The organism is Aequorivita sp. CRS11 (assembly GCF_059693805.1).
This window is the reverse complement of the sequence record NZ_JCATIG010000014.1, coordinates 23,591-40,368: the sequence shown is the minus strand read 5'-3', so window position 1 is coordinate 40,368 and position 16,778 is coordinate 23,591. Positions and strand designations below refer to the sequence as shown.

The window sequence follows — 16,778 nt, the reverse complement described above, 5'->3', positions numbered from 1 at the left end:
AGCACAGAGTCATAGTCCGTACCGCCGCCACAAAGCGAAATGGTCACCAACTGCGCAGAACCCGTGCCAGTGAACTTGTAGAACACATCAGGGGCTGCGTTCCCGCCAGAATCCGTCGCCGTCAGCGTCTCTCCAACTACACTGTCGCCACAAGCTAAAGCATATGCATTAGCACAATCATCATTTGTGATAACAGGAGGTACACATATAGACATTGAAAATTGAAGGACTTGCCCGGTGTCTCCACCTGCATCATCACAAACCTTCAAATTCCAGTCACCCATTATTTCTTCACCTGCAAAAGCAGCTGCAAAGGTTCCTCCCATTGGCTCATAAGGCCCCACACCGAATGGAGCAGTAGCCAGGGTAATATCTGCACCGCCATCTTCAAACATAGTTCCATTATAACCATCATCTGTTCCACCGCCAAGATCATTGGCAAGCAATAATTCCGTTCCGTTTGGAGAAACCAAATAAAGATCGAGATCTGCAGTAAAAGTATGTGCAATATCAATTGTTATGTTCTCTAAGGTCGCTCCAGAACCAATTGTTCCCATATCCGAAACAGTCACGGGAATTAGATTAGGGGCATTGGCACAATCTGACGTACTGGTTCCGGCACCATCAATATCAAATGGAACAGCAGTACTGTCATATGCTGTACTAGTACAAGCAGGTCCACCACTATCGCAGCTATACGTTCTAAAGGTATAGTCAAAAGTCGGGAATGGGTTATAGCCAGCATTTGCAAATACATTACCATCAGGATAAGGGTCATTTGTAGATCCTGAAATACAAGGCAATGCAGTATCTCCATCAATTACTATATAATATGTATTACCCACGGTAACGTTTACCACCGGATCCCAATAAACATCGGCCCAGTTGGTACCATCAGTTTGGGTAGTTCCGCTTGCCAGCATAGTTCCTCCAGCGTTTGGAAGACCATCCCATAATGAAAGGTCAACGTTCAGACCTGTTGATGGATCCCTGAACTTAATACCCGCTCCAGCAGCTTCTGCCTCAAGCGGAATGTAAGATTGCGCCAAACCTGTTTGTGTAATATTCGCCATACAGGTATCATCCACATCTTGGTTAATTTCCAAAATAGGGCTACCGCAAACTCCACCGCCTCCGCCAGTGCCTTCTTCAATGGTCAAGGTATCTATCCCTATATAATCTGAATTGTTACCTACTGGTCCAGCATCGGTAACCCAATATCTAAAGGCTACCCTTGTATTGGTAGCTCCTGAAAGCCCGGAAATGGTAATGGTAAATTCCGTCCAAACCTCTGGATAGCCTCCTTGGGTTAAGGTGGGGTTTATTTCCAAAAGTAGTTCTGTATATGAACCTACATCTGCAGGCCCAGAAGGGTCAGTATTGGCCCCTGTTGGGTCAAGCCGCACTTCCAATCTATCCGGAAAGGTGCTACCCGTTACTGATCGTGTCCAAAAAGTTACAACATCACCATTCTCTAATTCGAGTACAGGGGTTATCATAAAGTTATTGATTACGCTACCGGCAGTGTTGTTGAAATTTGCTCCAATATATGCCGTAGGAGCACCCGACTGTGCTGGAAAGACAGCATCGTTTCCTTGAAACCAATCTGTTGATCCTTGTGAATCACTAACATTTACAAAACTATAACCGGCACCTGGCAATGTGGTAATATCATCGAAGCCTTCATCAAGCAAAGTTGCTTGTGGGTTTCTATTATTTACAACAAAACTCTGTGATTGTAAATTTGCAGGTTGATTTGGATTGTAAGTTGCTGAACTTTCTATGTTTCTTTGCCGTTCAGTGGGCTCAATTGATTGTGATTTGTTTTCTACACCTAAGCTTCTAGATCCGTAGATCGAAGAATTTGGCTGGAGAAATTGTGCCTCTATGGTACTTACCATAGCAATCAAGGCAAAAATTAGCATTGTAATTCTTTTCATAATTAAATATTAGTTTAGTTAATAAGTGACTAAATGTACCTAAAATTATGTTAATCACAAATATTTACCACAACTAGTTTGTCCGTAAAAATAAAAAAATCCTATCCCGATAAATCTGGATAGGATTCAATTAAATTATTGAAAGAAAAGCCTTACTTTCCTTCTACAAAAGCTTCCATCACGGCATCACTAACCCCCATGTTAGAGAACCCACCATCATTGTATAAATTTTGAAGTGTTACCCGTTTTGTCAAATCGCTAAACATAGCTACTGTGTAATTAGCACAGTCTAAAGCAGTTGCGTTACCCAAAGGAGACATTTTATCTGCGTAACTGATAAAACCATCAAATCCTTTTACACCCTGGCCTGCCGTAGTTGGGGTGGGTGATTGCGAAATAGTATTAACGCGAACCTTTTTATCTCTTCCGAAGAAATATCCAAAACTGCGCGCAATGCTTTCCAAATAGGCCTTGTTATCTGCCATATCGTTATAATCTGGAAAAACACGCTGTGCGGCCATATAGGTCAATGCTATAATACTCCCCCACTCGTTCATTGCATCTTTCTGGTAAAGTACTTGCATGGTCTTATGAAATGAGCCTGCGGAAATATCCCAACCTTTATGGGTAAAGTCATAGTTCTGGCTGGTATAGTGATTGCCTTTGCGAACATTTACAGACATTCCAATAGAGTGCAATACAAAATCCAACTTGCCTCCTAAGATTTCGGTAGCTTTTGTTACTAAATTCTCCAAGTCCTCTAAACTTGTAGCATCTGCAGGAATAACTTCAGAATTAGTTTTCTCGGCCAGTGCATTAATTTGTCCCATTCGCAACGCGATGGGCGCATTGGTAAGTACAAACTTTCCGCCTTCTTCGTGAACGCGCTCTGCGGTTTTCCAAGCTATTGAATTCTCGTCCAACGCTCCAAAGATGATTCCACGTTTTCCTTTAAGTAGATTATAAGACATGTTTTAATTTATTTTATGGTTGAATAGATTTTCTTATTAAAAATTTCCTTTGAAAAGTAAAGATACGTTTTAATTCAATAATTCCTTTGCATTGGCTATAGCCGCTTCAGAAAGATTTTTTCCGCCTAGCATTTGCGCTATCTCTACAATACGATCATTCTCATTCAAATGCTTAAGGTAAGTAGCGGTAACCTCATTAGTATCTTCTTTATAAACTTTTATATGGTTGTCGCCCTTGGCGGCAATTTGCGGTAAATGTGTAATGCTCAACAGCTGCATTTTTTTGCTCATCTGGCACATAATATCTGCCATTTTATTGGCTATTTCACCCGAAACCCCTGTGTCTATCTCATCAAAAACGATAGTAGGCAGTTTTTTATATTCAGCCAAAACTGCTTTAATGGCTAACATAATACGGCTCATTTCGCCTCCAGAGGCAACTTTTTTTAATGGTCCGAAAGCTAAGCCTTTGTTTGCCGTGAACAATAATTGCAACGTATCGGTTCCATTATTTTTAAATTCTTCCGAAGAGATAAGTTCAAACTGAAATTGCGCATTGGTCAACCCCAATGGAAAAAGCGTCTCTTCAAGCTTTTTCTTAAGTGTGGGGATTGCCTCCATTCTTTTTACATGAAGATTTTTGGCTGTTTTTAAAGCCATTTCACGCAACTGCGCTTTTTGTTTTTCCAAATTGCCAATCTGTCCTTCCAGGCCAAGGGTAGTATTTACTTTTTCCTCAAGATCTTCTTCTATTTTGATTAATTCTTCCGTAGAAGAAACCGCATGCTTTTGTTGCAATTTATAAAGCGCTTGTAGCTTTTCATTAACCTGAAACAACATTTCGGGATCTGCTTCAATGTTTTCAGCGGCATTGTTGATTTCTGCAGCAATGTCTTCCATTTCAATAATGGCGCTGTTCAAACGTTGCCATAAACCTTCAAATTTTTTTGAAAACTCCTTGATTCTTCCCAATAAAACTCGCGCTTCCTTGGCTGTTTGCAAGCTGCCTATCTGCTCTTCATCCAAAAGCTGGTTTGCATTGGCAAGCGCTTCTTGAATTGCTTCGGCATTATTAAGGGTTTCGTACGTTTCTTCCAACTCTTGCTGGTTCAACTTTTTTAGGTTGGCCTGTTGCAGCTCATTATAAAGAAAAGTGTTGTAATCCAGTTCTTTGGAAGCAGCATCTTTTTGATGTTTTAATTTTGAAAGTGCTTCAGAAGTTTTTTTGAAATCTTCAAATTGTGACTTATACGTCTTTAAAAGTTCGGCATTTCCAGCCAAGGCATCAATCACTTCCATTTGAAAAGTTTCGGAAACGATTTCTAAGGTTTCGTGCTGGCTATGAACATCAACCAAATACGGCGCCAATGCCTGTAATTGTGTTAAGGCCACGGGAGTATCATTTACAAATGCTCGTGATTTTCCGCCGGGCAATATTTCGCGACGGATTATAGTGTTGGGTTCATAATCAAGATCGTTTTCCTGAAAAATATTCTGCAGTTCGTAATTCTTTATTGAAAAATGTCCTTCAATAATGCACTTTCTTAAAGGATCTTTTACGCTGCTCAAATCTGCACGTTTTCCCAAAACAAGTGCCAATGCACCTAAAATGATGGATTTTCCAGCGCCTGTTTCACCTGTAATAATTGTTAGCCCCTCATTTAAATCCACGCGAATATCTTCAATAAGCGCATAGTTTTTTATGGCAAGACTGGTTATCAAAATTAAACGTTAGATTTTAGATATGAGACCTAAGATTTTTCAATAATCTATATTCAATATCCAACTTTGGACATTGAACTTCGAATCTATAAATTTAAAAGAAAGAAATTAACTGGTATACCCTTGTTGAAAGAAAAATTAAAATTTGATTTCAGTCCAGTTACTTCGTTTGGTAGGCGCCAACCTATTTAGGTTTTCGATCAGTTTTGTAATATCAACCTGTGGCCCACCGCTAAATATGGCTTGAATTTCGTCACTTTTAGCATCAAAGAACGTACGCACCAAAAATGAATTCGGCCTGCGATCGTTAATGCCTTTCAATTTATTGATAGCCTCTGCAACATTCTGTTTTGCCATCTTTTGGTCTGAGGCCATCATATCCATTCCTTCGCGGTGGTATTGATACATCACATCGTGAAATTCCTTATAAACCGACGACAATAAAGCATCGTTATAACGAAACCTGGACTGGTTGCCATCAGTTGCTTTCCAACCTTGAAAATTGCTGGAAGCGGCGGTATTTGTAATCTGTTTTGCAATTTCAAAATAAGGCGCTCCGCCATTTGGTGAATAAGTATCGGCATCCAAGCCTATAACTGTATACACGTGGAATGCAACTACAGATACGAGGTTTGAACCAAAACTGTTGATGTTAAAAGTTAACGGCTCATATTCTTTATAATTGAACCTAACTTGCTTGTCAAAATAATTGTAAACCGGGGTATCGTAAGTAGATTCAAAAACGGGACGGGAGGATTGTATTTGTAATGTGGCAGTAAAGGAATCGCCATCATATTCACTTACAACCAAAGTCATGTTGCAATCTATACGTTCTTGGTTTTTGTATTCCATATTGGTCCATTTCGTATTGTTCACAAATTCCCGCAATTGGGTTTCCAGCGTTCTGAAAATCTGCAAATTAGGTTGTCCGGTCTGTTCGGCGTCTATGGACACTGTGCAATTAAGTTCTTGGGCCTGTGCAGAAAACACAGTGATAGCACATAATAAGAAAAGTAAAATTTTACGCATTTGTCTGTTCTATAATATATTCTAAAATATCTTTTGCTACTTCTTTTTTAGGTTTAACAGGAAAAGGAAGCACTTTATTGTCTTTGGTTATCAAAGTAATTTTGTTGGTGTCGGTTTGAAAGCCCGCGCCTTTGTCCCGAAGCGAATTTAACACAATTAAATCTAAATTCTTTTTTTTCAGTTTCAATTTTGCATTTTCTTCTTCGTTTTCGGTTTCCAAAGCAAAGCCAACCAGAAATTGGTCTTTCTTTATTTCGCCCAGCGAAGCCAATATGTCTTTTGTTTTTGTAAGACGAAGCGTTAAATCTTCAGTTTTCTTTTTAATTTTTTGAGAAGCAACTTCCGAAGGGCGATAATCGGCAACTGCTGCGCTTAAAATAGCGACATCACATATATCAAAATATTCGTGCGCGGCATTGTACATTTCTTCCGCAGAAGTAACGCGAACGATTTTTACAAAATCATTTTCTAGTTTTAAAGCAGTGGGCCCTGAAATCAAAACAACTTCAGCGCCAAATGAAGTAGAAGCCTCGGCAATTGCATAACCCATTTTTCCGCTGGAGTGGTTCCCAATGAAACGAACGGGGTCAATGGCTTCGTAGGTTGGCCCAGCGGTAATCAAAAATTTCTTGCCGCGTAGCGGAAGTTTTTTCAGTAAATCATTTTCCAAAAAGGAAACAATTTCCTCAGGCTCGGCCATCCTGCCCTGCCCTACCAAACCGCTGGCCAATTCGCCAAAAGCTGCGGGAATTTGAATATTTCCGAAGCTTTCAAGTTTCTTAAAGGTTTCTGCCGTTGATGGGTGTTGGTGCATATCCAAATCCATTGCAGGGGCATAATACACGGGGCATTTTGCCGAAAGGTAGCACGCAAGCAAAAGGTTATCGCAGGCGCCATTTGCCATTTTGGAAAGTGTATTGGCAGTGGCGGGAGCAATCAAAAAGAAATCTGCCCACAAGGCCAATTCTACATGGTTGTTCCATTGGGGCTCTTTAAAGCTGTTCTCATCTTTTTCATCAGTGAAGGATGAAAAAACTTCATTCTTTGAAAGCGTTGCGAGGGTAAGTGGGGTTACAAATTCCTTTGCTGAATCTGTCATAACCACTTTTACGTTAGCTCCCTTTTTCACTAGAAGTCTAACCAAAAAAGCTGTTTTGTACGCGGCAATCCCGCCGGTAACGCCAAGCAAGATATTTTTCCCGTTCAAAACAGCCATTTTTTTTGTTTCCAGTTTCAGCTTACTTGTTTCAAGTTACGTTTTACCATTAACTTTTAACGAATAACTTATTACTCCACTACTTCATCTTTGGTGTTGCGGTAGTAGATTTTATTTTCTAGCCATTCCTGTACTGCCAAAGCATGTGGCTTTGGAAGTCTTTCGTAGAACTTTGAAACTTCAATTTGCTCCTTGTTTTCGAAAATTTCTTCCAAACTGTCGTTGTAAGTGGCAAACTCGTCAAGTTTTTCCAAAAGTTCTTTTTTGATGTCACCGTTTATTTGTGCGGCACGTTTCGAGATAATCGAAATAGCCTCATAAATGTTGTTTGTAGGCTCGTCAATTTTATTCTTGTCAAGCGTAACGGTATTGATTGGCGCATCTGAATTTTTAATATCCATAATAAAAATTAATTAAATAGTGGGTTCTGTTTCTAAAGGTACAATTCTGCTCTCTATATCCTGATAAAATTCCATTGCTTCAGGAGCTAAATCTGTATCCTTATAATATTTTATAAAATTATTGTAATAAACTTTTGCATCGCGCAGACGTTCCTGCACCAAAACTGGAATACTGTTTACGGCCAATTTATAGGCAGCTACAAATCTTCCGTAAAAGGCATCTTTTCTATACATAGAGCCCGGATTATCTGTAATAAAATTATCAAAGGCGCCAATGGCAGCTTTGTAATCCTCAACGTGCAAATATTGTTTTGCAACCTCAAACTCCTTCTTTTCCAATTTATTTCGCAACTCCGCTACCAACGTATTTGCCTCGGCGCGTTTGTCTGAATTTGGATATTGGTTTATAAATTCCTGCAATTTTTCAAGTCCTTTATCGGTATCTTTTTGGTCCAAAGAATATCTTGGTGAAAGCTGATAAAAACTTTTCGCAGATTTAAAAGCCGCTATTTCAACACTGTCGCTCTGTGGATAGGCTTGGGTAAATCTTTCAAATTGATATCCCGCAAGATAATAATCCTCTAAACTGTAGTAGGTATTTGCGTAGATGAACATCAATTTTTCACCTTGTGGTTTTCCTCGGTAGGCAGGCACCAATTGTTCCATCAATTTAAGGCCTTTCTTGTATTTCCCAATTCTATAAAGCGAATCGGCAAAGGTGTATTTTTTCCCCATATCATCCTTTCGCAAAACCTGTTGATATTGGCTACAGGATGAAAGAAGTATGGTTAAACAAAGTATAATAAAAATTGGTAATCGCATGGGCTTAAAAAACATCGTGCAAAAATAGGAAATTAAACATGATTGAACAAAACTTATTCTTCGGCTAAAATATTGCGCTCAAGCCTATTATTTGCAAGCCTTTTGAAATATTTAACGCATAGCGGGAAAAGAACCTTTTCAGAAATTTTTTGTAAAAGAATCAATTTTGACCCGCAAACCATCGCTAACGCCCACCAGCGGAAGGCGCACTGTATCACCGCAAATTCCCAAAGATTTAAAAACAGATTTAATTCCGGCCGGATTTCCTTCCGCAAAAATATAATCGATTGCCGGAGCTATTTTATAATGAATTTCATAGGCTTCATCAACTTTTCTATCCAAACCTAATTTCACCATTTTTGAAAATTCCTTTGGAAAACCTTCGCCGATAACGGAAATCACTCCAGCTCCGCCGGCAAGTACCATTGGCAACGTAACCATATCGTCACCTGAAATTACCAAGAAATCCTTTGGGCATCCAGAAATCAATTTCATAGCCTGAACAATATCGCCTGCCGCTTCTTTAATCGCAACAATTTTTTCGAAATCATTTGCCAAACGGATTACCGTTTCCGGCAACATGTTTGAAGCAGTCCTTCCCGGAACGTTATACAAAATTATAGGCAACGGAGCAGCCTTTGCAATTGCAGCAAAATGTTGGTAAATACCTTCCTGTGTAGGTTTATTGTAAAAAGGCGAAACTGAAAGAATAGCCGTAAAAGTGGAAAGGTCGCGAGTTTTCATTTCAGAAACAACCTCTTGGGTATTGTTGCCACCAATCCCTAAAACCAAAGGCAATCGCCCTTTGTTTGCAGAAACAATTGTATCGATAACCAACTGTTTTTCTTCTTTTGAAAGCGTGGCGCTTTCGGCAGTAGTTCCCAAAACCACCAAATAGTCAATTCCATTTTCAATATTGAAATTTACCACGTTTTTAAGACCTTCCACATCTACGGAAAAGTCACTTTTGAATGGTGTTATCAATGCTACGCCCGTTCCGATCAATTCTTTCATACTACTCTATTTTGTTTAAAATTTTCAAATATTTTTTCACTTCACTTTTAAAAGCTTCTGGTTTTTGAAGATCAACGGCTAAAAGTAAATCGAAAAGCCGTTCATCGGCCCCGTTAAAACCTATTTTGAATTTCGCTTTGCTCTGCGCAACCATTGCGCCCAGAAATTCATGTTTTCCTTTGTAAAAGCCAATTAGCACATCAAACGGAAAATCGAGAAATTCCTGTGCGTTTTGATTGTGTATTTCGCCACGCCATGTAAATTCCTTATTGGTTATTTGATTTTGTCGAAGCGAAGGAATTTTTCTTCGCGTTTCCACAAAAGTGAAAAGTTTTACATCTTTTCGCTGCAAACCGAGTTCCTTTCCAAACTCATAAAGCATTTCAAAATCATCATAAAAAGCTTCGTCCACCAAAAAACCCAAATACTTTAAAGATGTATTCCTTTCTGAAATATCACGCTCCGTCAGGTTTTTTTCGGTGTGTTTTTTTAAGGAATGATGTTTTACTTTTTTCAACATGGAATGCCCAATTCTCGTGTGGCAAAAATAGCTATTTTCAAAATTTATTCTCTGCCAATTATGAAATCATTATAAAACAATATTTTTTTCCGAACCCGAAGGGTTCAAATATTTATAGAACAATGAAACACGAAGAAGATTCAACCACGGGGTCGTATGTTCGCACAATAAAATAATTTCTATAAATATTTCATTCCTTCGGAATGATGTTCCACTTTAAAAAATTCATCGGAGGCATCCTTTTCCCTATTAACATTTAACCCCTAACCCTTAACTTTCCCTATGAAATCATTTGCAAAAAATCGTCTTCGGAAATGATGGCGACTCCCAAACTTTCGGCCTTGGTTTTCTTGCTCGGCCCCATATTGTCGCCCGCCACCACATAATTTGTTTTGGACGAAATGGAGCTGGAAACCTTGCCGCCGTTGTCCTCAATCAGTTTTTTAAGTTCGTCGCGCGAAACTTTTGTAAAAACGCCTGAAACTACAAAGGTATTTCCTTGTAAAACCTCCGTTTGATTGGCGAGTTTTTCAGCGGAAATTTCCAACTGAACTCCATAACTTTTCAGCCGTTCTATGGTTACAATATTTTCTTCGGAAGCGAAAAAGGAAACCACGCTTTGGGCGATGCGTTGGCCGATTTCATCAACGGTTGTCAATTCTTCTTCGGAAGCGTTTTTCAACGCATCTATTGTTTTGTAATGCTTTGCCAGCTTTTTGGCAACGGTTTCACCAACGTAGCGAATTCCCAAGGCGAACAGCACTCTTTCGAAAGGAATTTCTTTGGAAGCTTCAATTCCGTTTATCATATTCTCGGCACTTTTCTGCGCCATTCTTTCCAACGGAATTATTTGCTCTTCCTTTAAAAGATACAAATCGGCGTAATTATTTATCAAACCATTGTTTACTAAAAGCGCTACAGTTTCACCTCCCAAACCTTCAATATCCATAGCCTTTCGGGAAATGAAATGCTGGATGCGCCCAATAATCTGTGGCGGACAGCCTTCGGTATTGGGACAATAGTGCTGTGCCTCCCCTTCGGTTCGCACTAGTGTTGTTCCGCATTCGGGACATTCGGTTATATAATTTGTTGGCGAAGAATTTGGATCGCGCTGTTTAAAATCCACCCCGATTATCTTCGGAATAATCTCGCCGCCTTTTTCAACAAAAACGGTATCGCCTTCGCGAATGTCCAACTTTTCAATTTGATCTGCGTTGTGCAGGGAAGCGCGTTTTACAATGGTTCCCGCCAATTCCACAGGCTCCAAATTTGCTACGGGCGTGATTGCACCCGTTCTTCCAACCTGATAAGTGATTTGATTTAAAACAGTGGAAACCTGCTCTGCCTTAAATTTATATGCCATCGCCCAGCGCGGCGATTTGGCGGTGTAGCCAAGCTCTTCCTGCTGTTGCAGATTGTTCACCTTCACCACCACCCCATCGGTTTCGTAGGGAAGTTCGTGGCGGTGAATGTCCCAATAATTTACAAATTCCAAAACCTCATCCAGATTTTTGGCGAGTTTGGCGGCTTTGGGTACTTTAAAACCCCAGTCGCGTGCTTTTTCCAAGCTTTCAAATTGTGTTTTTATGGGAAGCCTTGCGCCTTTTAAACTGTATAAAAGACATTCCAATGGACGTTTGGCAACTTCGGAGCTATCCTGCAATTTTAAACTGCCGGAAGCTGTGTTTCTTGGGTTTCGGTAAGGTTCTTCACCAGCCTCTACCCTTTCGGCATTCATCTTTGCGAAACCTTCAAAGGGTAAAACTATTTCACCACGAATATCAAACAAAGGCGGATAATCGCCCTTCAATTGCAACGGAACGGAACGTATGGTTTTTACGTTTGCGGTAACGTCATCGCCCTGAAAACCGTCGCCTCGTGTTACGGCTTTTTTTAGTTTACCATTTTCGTAAGTCAAACTAATTGAAGCACCGTCGTATTTAAGCTCGCAGGTGAATTCCACTTTGCCGTCCACCATTTTTTCAATGCGCTTTTCCCAGTCTTCCAGATCTTCTTTTGAATAGGAATTGTCCAAAGAAAACATTCTATAGGTATGCGGCACGGTTTCAAAATTCTTGGTTATTTCGCCACCAACCCGAAGCGTGGGCGAATTGGCATCGTAAAATTCGGGGTGCGCTTTTTCCAGCTCTTGAAGCTGCTTTAGTTTTTGGTCAAATTCAAAGTCAGAAATTGTTGGAGCATCTAGTACGTAATAATTATAGTTATGCTCGCGGAGCTCGTTGCGGAGGGTAGTGATTTGCTGTTCGATGTTCATGGAACAAATATAAAATTTTAAACCTCACAGCTTTTTAAAAACTGTGAGGTTTATTATTGAAATTTTCAACAAATTATTAGCAATTAATCATCAATAAAAATTTTACGAACCAGAGCGGCACAAAGTCCGCCAGCAATTGGGGCTACAATAAACAACCATAATTGTTGTAAGGCCATACCGCCTGAAAAAAGCGCAGGGCCCAAACTACGGGCAGGGTTTACGGAGGTTCCCGTAATTGGTATTACAACCATATGTATCAACGCCAAAGAAATACCTATTGCAAGTCCCGCCATCATTGGCGCATTGTGTCTTTCTGAAGTTGTACCGAAAATGACCATTAAAAAAAGGAAGGTAAAGACAAACTCAGCGATAAGCGCAGAGGTCATGTTATATTCACCTCCATAACCAGTGCCCCATCCATTAGAACCTAAGCCCCATTCGGGCATTACGAATCCTGCACTTCCTGTGGCGAGCAGGTATAAAAGTCCTGCGGCAGCAACAGCACCAATACATTGGGCAATTACATAACCCACCGTATCTTTGGCGGAAAGTTTTCCGGCAGCGAGCATAGCTATTGAAATGGCAGGATTAATGTGGCAACCAGAAATTGGCCCTATTGTATAGACCATTACCAGAACAGCAAATCCAAAGGCTAGGGCAATTCCTAAAACACCAATACCAACTGGACCAGATTGGGTTACACTTGCAATTGTGGCGGCGCCACAGCCAAATAAGACTAAGGCAAATGTGCCGAGTGCTTCGGCAAAGTACTTTTTTGAGGAACTCATAATCACTTATTTAAGAGGTTAGACAACTTAAATTTAAGAAAACGAGTCTATTAATAGAATTTTGTTAAAAAGCAAGGTTAAAATGTTGATAACGACTTATGTTCTGTCGGAATTTAGCCACTTTGGAATTTGGGGTGTTTTAAATTCCTGCATCTTTTTCAGCAATTGATTTGGATTCGAATCTACCAATAGTAGGTTGTAGTTTTCCATGGAAAGAAAACCTTTGCGAACCATGGTTTCAAGCATTTTTATAAGATCGTTGTAGAAACCATTGATATTTAAGAGGCCTATGGGTTTTTGGTGGAGCCCCAACTGAAGCCAGGTTATTATTTCAAAAAGCTCTTCCAAAGTTCCCATGCCGCCGGGAAGTGCAATGAAGCCGTCGCTTTCCTCTTGCATTTTTAGTTTGCGTTCGTGCATATTTTCGGTTGTAATAAGATCCGTAAGTCCCAGATGCACAACTTCCTTCTTCTTTAAAAAATTGGGGATGATGCCAATGACTTTTCCGTTATTGTCCAAAACGCTTTTTGCAATGGTGCCCATGACGCCTATTTTGGCAGCGCCGTAAACTAACGTAATATTTCGCACGGCAAAGATTTCACCCAGTCTTTCAGCTGTATCGGTTATCGCGAGATCGTTGCCGTCGCTACTGCCGCAAAAAACGCATATTTTATTTAGCTGGTTCATTTAGGTTACATTTTATCATCCTATCCTTTCCAAAGATGTCCTTTTTTACTTGAATGTTTTTAAATCCTTCGCCTCTTAAAAGGTCGGTCAATTCATAAGCAAGATACTCATTAATCTCGAAAAAGAGTTTGCCGTTTGGGTTTAAATGGTTTTTTGCCAAGCGGGAAATGGTCCGATAAAACAGCAATGGGTCTTCATTGCCAACGTATAGCGCTGACTCTGGCTCGTGTTTTAAAACGTTCTGCTGCATCTGCTTTTTTTCAAGTTCGCGAACGTAGGGCGGGTTGGAAATTATGACGTCATATTTCTTCGGAAGTGTTTCCGCGGCTAAAATATCCTTTTGAAAAAAATCAACTTCCACTTTATTCGTTTCAGCATTTTCACGGGCAATTTTTAAGGCTTCTTCGGAAATGTCCAATGCCGAAACTTTTGAATTGGGTAAATACTTTGCAAGAGAAATAGCGATGCAACCACTGCCGGTGCCGATATCGAGAAATTGTTGCTGGTTAATTGTTGATTGTTGATTGCTGAATTCACTATATATCCATTCCACCAATTCCTCTGTTTCCGGGCGGGGAATTAAGGTGTGTTTGTTCACTTTAAAAGGAAGTCCGTAAAACTCTGTTTCTCCAATTATATATTGAATGGGTTCGTGGATTTTTAGGCGAAGGATTGCTTTCTGAAATTTTTCGTCTTCCATTTCTGAAACGGTTTTATCAGGGTTTAAAGCAATTTCTATTCGGGAAAGGTTTAAGTATTTTTCAGAAAGAATGTTGAAAAACGATTCTACTTCTTCCGAAGGATATAATCCTGAAAGAGTTTTTTTGAAATTGGATTTAAGTTCTGATATTTTCAAAAGTTTCTATTAATGCTGTGGATGCTGTGGATTCTTTGGATATTATGGATTCTATCGTTTGGGATTTGGAATTTGGGGTTTGTGATTTGGGGTTTACAAAGTCTTAAGCATATGCACCGGGCAGGAATAGTGGCCAGTGTCTCCCATTGCACAATCAAGATATTCAAAACCTGCCTGTTTATAGAGCTTTTGGGCGTGGGTCATGTATTCCATGGTTTCAAGGTATATTTTTTCAAAACCGAACTCGCGTGCTTTTGCCAAGCAGAATTCCATCATCTGTGCGCCCACTCCCCTGCCTCTAGCTTCGGGCAGGAAATACATCTTTTGGAGCTCGCAGACGTTGCCCTCATAATTGTCCAATTTTGCAACCCCGGCGCCCCCAATTATTTTGTTGTTTTCTTCCACCACAAAATAAGCAGCCTTCGGTTTTTGATAGGTTTCAAACATACAATCCAATGATTTATCGGCATAGGCGGTACCAACCTTTGGCACGTTGAAATCTTCCAAGACCCTGCGTATTACCTTGGCTATTTGCGGATTGTCCTGCTTTTCAATAAGACGGATAATTGGTGTGTCCATTCTAATTAAATCCTTGTATTTTTACGCGGTGAAGATACACGAAAAATATATGTCGCGCTGCATACAACTGGCCAAAAACGGGCTGGGAACAACCTATCCAAATCCGTTGGTGGGGAGTGTGATTGTTCATGACGGTAAGATTATTGGGGAAGGCTGGCACTACAAAGCCGGACTGCCACACGCCGAGGTAAATGCCATTAAAAGTGTTGTGAGTCCCGAACTTTTAAAAGAAGCCACTATCTATGTAAGTTTAGAGCCATGTAGCCATTTCGGAAAAACCCCGCCCTGTGCAGATTTGATTATTGAAAACGAAATAAAAAAAGTGGTGGTTGGCAGTTTGGACCCCAACCCGAAAGTAGCTGGACGTGGCATTAAAAAATTAATGGATGCCGGTTGCGAAGTAATTGTGGGCGTTATGGAAGAGGAATGTAACGAACTAAACAAACGGTTCTTTACTTTTCATCAAAAGAAAAGGCCGTATATTTTTCTGAAATGGGCACAGACAGCCGATGGTTTTATCGCGCCAAAAGAAAATCTTCGCATTGAAACAAAACCCGTTTGGATTACCAATGAATTTTCGAGACAATTGGTCCATAAAATGAGAGCCGAAGAACAGGCAATTTTGGCGGGTACAAACACGGTTTTACAGGACAATCCATCGCTTACGGTTCGGGAGTGGGCGGGAGAAAATCCGATGCGAATTGTTATAGACAGAAGTTTAAAACTTTCACAAGATTTTTCGGTTTTTGATGAAAGTTCAAACACAACTATTTTCAATGAAAAGGAAACAATAACTTCTGAGAATTTATATTTTCAAAAGATTGATTTTTCCGAAAAAATTCCGCAACAAATCTGTACTTCACTATTCCAAAGAAATGTTCAGTCCGTTATAATTGAAGGCGGTGCAAAAACCCTTCAAACCTTTATTGACGCAAATCTGTGGGACGAAACTTGGGTGTTTAATGGAAAAAGCAATTTTGAAGAAGGCATTAAAGCACCGATTTTTAAAGGTGTTTTTATTTCCGAGGAAAAAATAAAGGACGATACCTTGCGAATCTTTAAAAACCCCAACTCTTGATAGCACTGGCCCTCAGCATTCTTTCGTCCACAATGATTTTTGTGGTTTTCAAACTTTTTTCAAGGTTTAAAATCAATACCATGCACGCCTTGGTGGTAAATTATATAATCGCCTGTTTTTGTGGGGTTATTTTTCACGAAAGTGAAACAAATATCACTGAAATAACACAGTTTGCTTGGTTTCCTTTTGCATTGGGTTTAGGCGCTATGTTTATCACTGTGTTTAACTTGATGGCAATAACCACGCAACGCAGCGGACTTTCGGTAGTATCTGTTGCCACAAAAATGAGCGTTGTTATCCCTATTCTTTTTGGGCTTTTCTATTATAAGGAGAGTTTCGGTTTGTTTAAAGTTTTGGGAATTGTACTAGCGATGGCAGCTGTTTATTTAGCATCGATTAAAACACAGGAAGGATTAAAAATTAAACCCACCAATTTCATTTTTCCGGTGCTGGTTTTTTTGGGAAGCGGAATTATAGACACAACCATCAAATATTTGGAAGGTGAATATATTGCAAAGGACGATACACCAATTTTTTCCGCAACCATTTTTGCGATGGCGGCATTATTGGGAATTGTATTTTTGATTGTTCAGGCGGTGCAGGGAAAGTTTAAATTTGAATTGAAAAATGTGCTTGGCGGCATTGCGCTGGGAATCCCAAATTATTTCTCGGTCTATTTTTTGGTACAAGCCCTTCGTAGTGATATACTTGAAAGTTCGGGAATATTTACAGTCAATAATGTGGCTATAGTTATGATATCAACATTATTGGGTATTTTATTATTCAAGGAAAAATTATTGCCCAAAAACTGGATCGGGATTGGCCTGGCCATACTTGGCATTCTGTTTATTGCTTTTGAAAAGGTGTAAAGTTTTAAAAT

16 protein-coding genes are annotated in these 16,778 nt (G+C 39.8%); 2 read left to right on the top strand and 14 right to left on the bottom strand.

The window, feature by feature from the left end:
• From AC58DT_RS15255 to AC58DT_RS15190, 14 genes are all read right to left on the bottom strand, one after another.
• Positions 1 to 1,940, bottom strand: a 1,940-nt coding sequence (locus tag AC58DT_RS15255; protein WP_497217666.1) for a choice-of-anchor J domain-containing protein, incomplete at its 3' end; no start/stop codon positions are given.
• 152 nt (positions 1,941 to 2,092) lie between these two features.
• Positions 2,093 to 2,911 (bottom strand): enoyl-ACP reductase FabI, encoded by an 819-nt coding sequence (locus tag AC58DT_RS15250; RefSeq protein ID WP_062623121.1) that lies wholly within the window; start codon positions 2,909 to 2,911, stop codon positions 2,093 to 2,095.
• 69 nt (positions 2,912 to 2,980) lie between these two features.
• Positions 2,981 to 4,633, bottom strand: a complete 1,653-nt coding sequence (recN, locus tag AC58DT_RS15245; protein WP_497217665.1) for a DNA repair protein RecN — start codon at positions 4,631 to 4,633, stop codon at positions 2,981 to 2,983.
• Between the two features lie 138 nt (positions 4,634 to 4,771).
• Complete coding sequence (gene porD / locus AC58DT_RS15240; protein ID WP_497217664.1) at positions 4,772 to 5,662, bottom strand: type IX secretion system protein PorD; 891 nt, start codon at positions 5,660 to 5,662, stop codon at positions 4,772 to 4,774.
• Complete coding sequence (gene coaBC / locus AC58DT_RS15235) at positions 5,655 to 6,878, bottom strand: bifunctional phosphopantothenoylcysteine decarboxylase/phosphopantothenate--cysteine ligase CoaBC (RefSeq protein WP_497217663.1); 1,224 nt, start codon at positions 6,876 to 6,878, stop codon at positions 5,655 to 5,657. Before coaBC ends, porD begins: the two co-directional genes overlap by 8 nt.
• Before the next feature lie 71 nt (positions 6,879 to 6,949).
• Complete coding sequence (locus AC58DT_RS15230; RefSeq protein WP_497217662.1) at positions 6,950 to 7,279, bottom strand: DNA-directed RNA polymerase subunit omega; 330 nt, start codon at positions 7,277 to 7,279, stop codon at positions 6,950 to 6,952.
• Positions 7,280 to 7,291: 12 nt separating this feature from the next.
• Positions 7,292 to 8,101 (bottom strand): outer membrane protein assembly factor BamD, encoded by an 810-nt coding sequence (locus AC58DT_RS15225; RefSeq protein ID WP_497217661.1) that lies wholly within the window; start codon positions 8,099 to 8,101, stop codon positions 7,292 to 7,294.
• A 138-nt stretch (positions 8,102 to 8,239) separates the two neighbouring features.
• Positions 8,240 to 9,115 carry a 4-hydroxy-tetrahydrodipicolinate synthase gene (gene dapA, locus AC58DT_RS15220; RefSeq protein ID WP_497217660.1) on the bottom strand — a complete coding sequence of 292 codons (876 nt, stop codon included), beginning with the start codon at positions 9,113 to 9,115 and terminating at the stop codon, positions 8,240 to 8,242.
• Position 9,116: 1 nt separating this feature from the next.
• A complete protein-coding gene (locus AC58DT_RS15215) occupies positions 9,117 to 9,635 on the bottom strand; it encodes a DUF6913 domain-containing protein (protein WP_497217659.1) in 519 nt (172 codons plus the stop codon).
• Between the two features lie 280 nt (positions 9,636 to 9,915).
• Complete coding sequence (gene ligA, locus AC58DT_RS15210; protein ID WP_497217658.1) at positions 9,916 to 11,910, bottom strand: NAD-dependent DNA ligase LigA; 1,995 nt, start codon at positions 11,908 to 11,910, stop codon at positions 9,916 to 9,918.
• 83 nt (positions 11,911 to 11,993) lie between these two features.
• A complete protein-coding gene (aqpZ, locus tag AC58DT_RS15205) occupies positions 11,994 to 12,698 on the bottom strand; it encodes an aquaporin Z (protein WP_497217657.1) in 705 nt (234 codons plus the stop codon).
• Between the two features lie 96 nt (positions 12,699 to 12,794).
• A complete protein-coding gene (locus AC58DT_RS15200; RefSeq protein WP_497217656.1) occupies positions 12,795 to 13,385 on the bottom strand; it encodes an LOG family protein in 591 nt (196 codons plus the stop codon).
• Positions 13,369 to 14,241, bottom strand: a complete 873-nt coding sequence (gene prmC, locus AC58DT_RS15195; protein WP_497217655.1) for a peptide chain release factor N(5)-glutamine methyltransferase — start codon at positions 14,239 to 14,241, stop codon at positions 13,369 to 13,371. The genes AC58DT_RS15200 and prmC overlap by 17 nt, the downstream gene beginning before the upstream one ends.
• Positions 14,242 to 14,334: 93 nt before the next feature.
• Positions 14,335 to 14,820, bottom strand: coding sequence for a GNAT family N-acetyltransferase (locus tag AC58DT_RS15190; RefSeq protein WP_497217654.1), 486 nt, complete (start codon positions 14,818 to 14,820; stop codon positions 14,335 to 14,337).
• A gap of 28 nt (positions 14,821 to 14,848) precedes the next feature.
• Between AC58DT_RS15190 and ribD the strand changes: the two genes are divergently transcribed.
• Positions 14,849 to 15,898 carry a bifunctional diaminohydroxyphosphoribosylaminopyrimidine deaminase/5-amino-6-(5-phosphoribosylamino)uracil reductase RibD gene (gene ribD, locus AC58DT_RS15185; protein ID WP_497217653.1) on the top strand — a complete coding sequence of 350 codons (1,050 nt, stop codon included), beginning with the start codon at positions 14,849 to 14,851 and terminating at the stop codon, positions 15,896 to 15,898.
• On the top strand, positions 15,895 to 16,767 hold the full coding sequence (locus tag AC58DT_RS15180; RefSeq protein ID WP_497217652.1) for an EamA family transporter: 873 nt from the start codon (positions 15,895 to 15,897) through the stop codon (positions 16,765 to 16,767). Before ribD ends, AC58DT_RS15180 begins: the two co-directional genes overlap by 4 nt.
• Positions 16,768 to 16,778 lie beyond the last annotated feature (11 nt).

Bases quoted from the DNA above. Each gene is read 5' to 3' on its own strand.
- AC58DT_RS15250 (WP_062623121.1), bottom strand. From the start codon at position 2,911: ATGTCTTATAATCTACTTAAAGGAAAACGTGGAATCATCTTTGGAGCG.
- porD (WP_497217664.1), bottom strand. From the start codon at position 5,662: ATGCGTAAAATTTTACTTTTCTTATTATGTGCTATCACTGTGTTTTCT.
- coaBC (WP_497217663.1), bottom strand. From the start codon at position 6,878: ATGGCTGTTTTGAACGGGAAAAATATCTTGCTTGGCGTTACCGGCGGG.
- AC58DT_RS15230 (WP_497217662.1), bottom strand. From the start codon at position 7,279: ATGGATATTAAAAATTCAGATGCGCCAATCAATACCGTTACGCTTGAC.
- AC58DT_RS15225 (WP_497217661.1), bottom strand. From the start codon at position 8,101: ATGCGATTACCAATTTTTATTATACTTTGTTTAACCATACTTCTTTCA.
- dapA (WP_497217660.1), bottom strand. From the start codon at position 9,115: ATGAAAGAATTGATCGGAACGGGCGTAGCATTGATAACACCATTCAAA.
- AC58DT_RS15215 (WP_497217659.1), bottom strand. From the start codon at position 9,635: ATGTTGAAAAAAGTAAAACATCATTCCTTAAAAAAACACACCGAAAAA.
- ligA (WP_497217658.1), bottom strand. From the start codon at position 11,910: ATGAACATCGAACAGCAAATCACTACCCTCCGCAACGAGCTCCGCGAG.
- aqpZ (WP_497217657.1), bottom strand. From the start codon at position 12,698: ATGAGTTCCTCAAAAAAGTACTTTGCCGAAGCACTCGGCACATTTGCC.
- AC58DT_RS15200 (WP_497217656.1), bottom strand. From the start codon at position 13,385: ATGAACCAGCTAAATAAAATATGCGTTTTTTGCGGCAGTAGCGACGGC.
- AC58DT_RS15190 (WP_497217654.1), bottom strand. From the start codon at position 14,820: ATGGACACACCAATTATCCGTCTTATTGAAAAGCAGGACAATCCGCAA.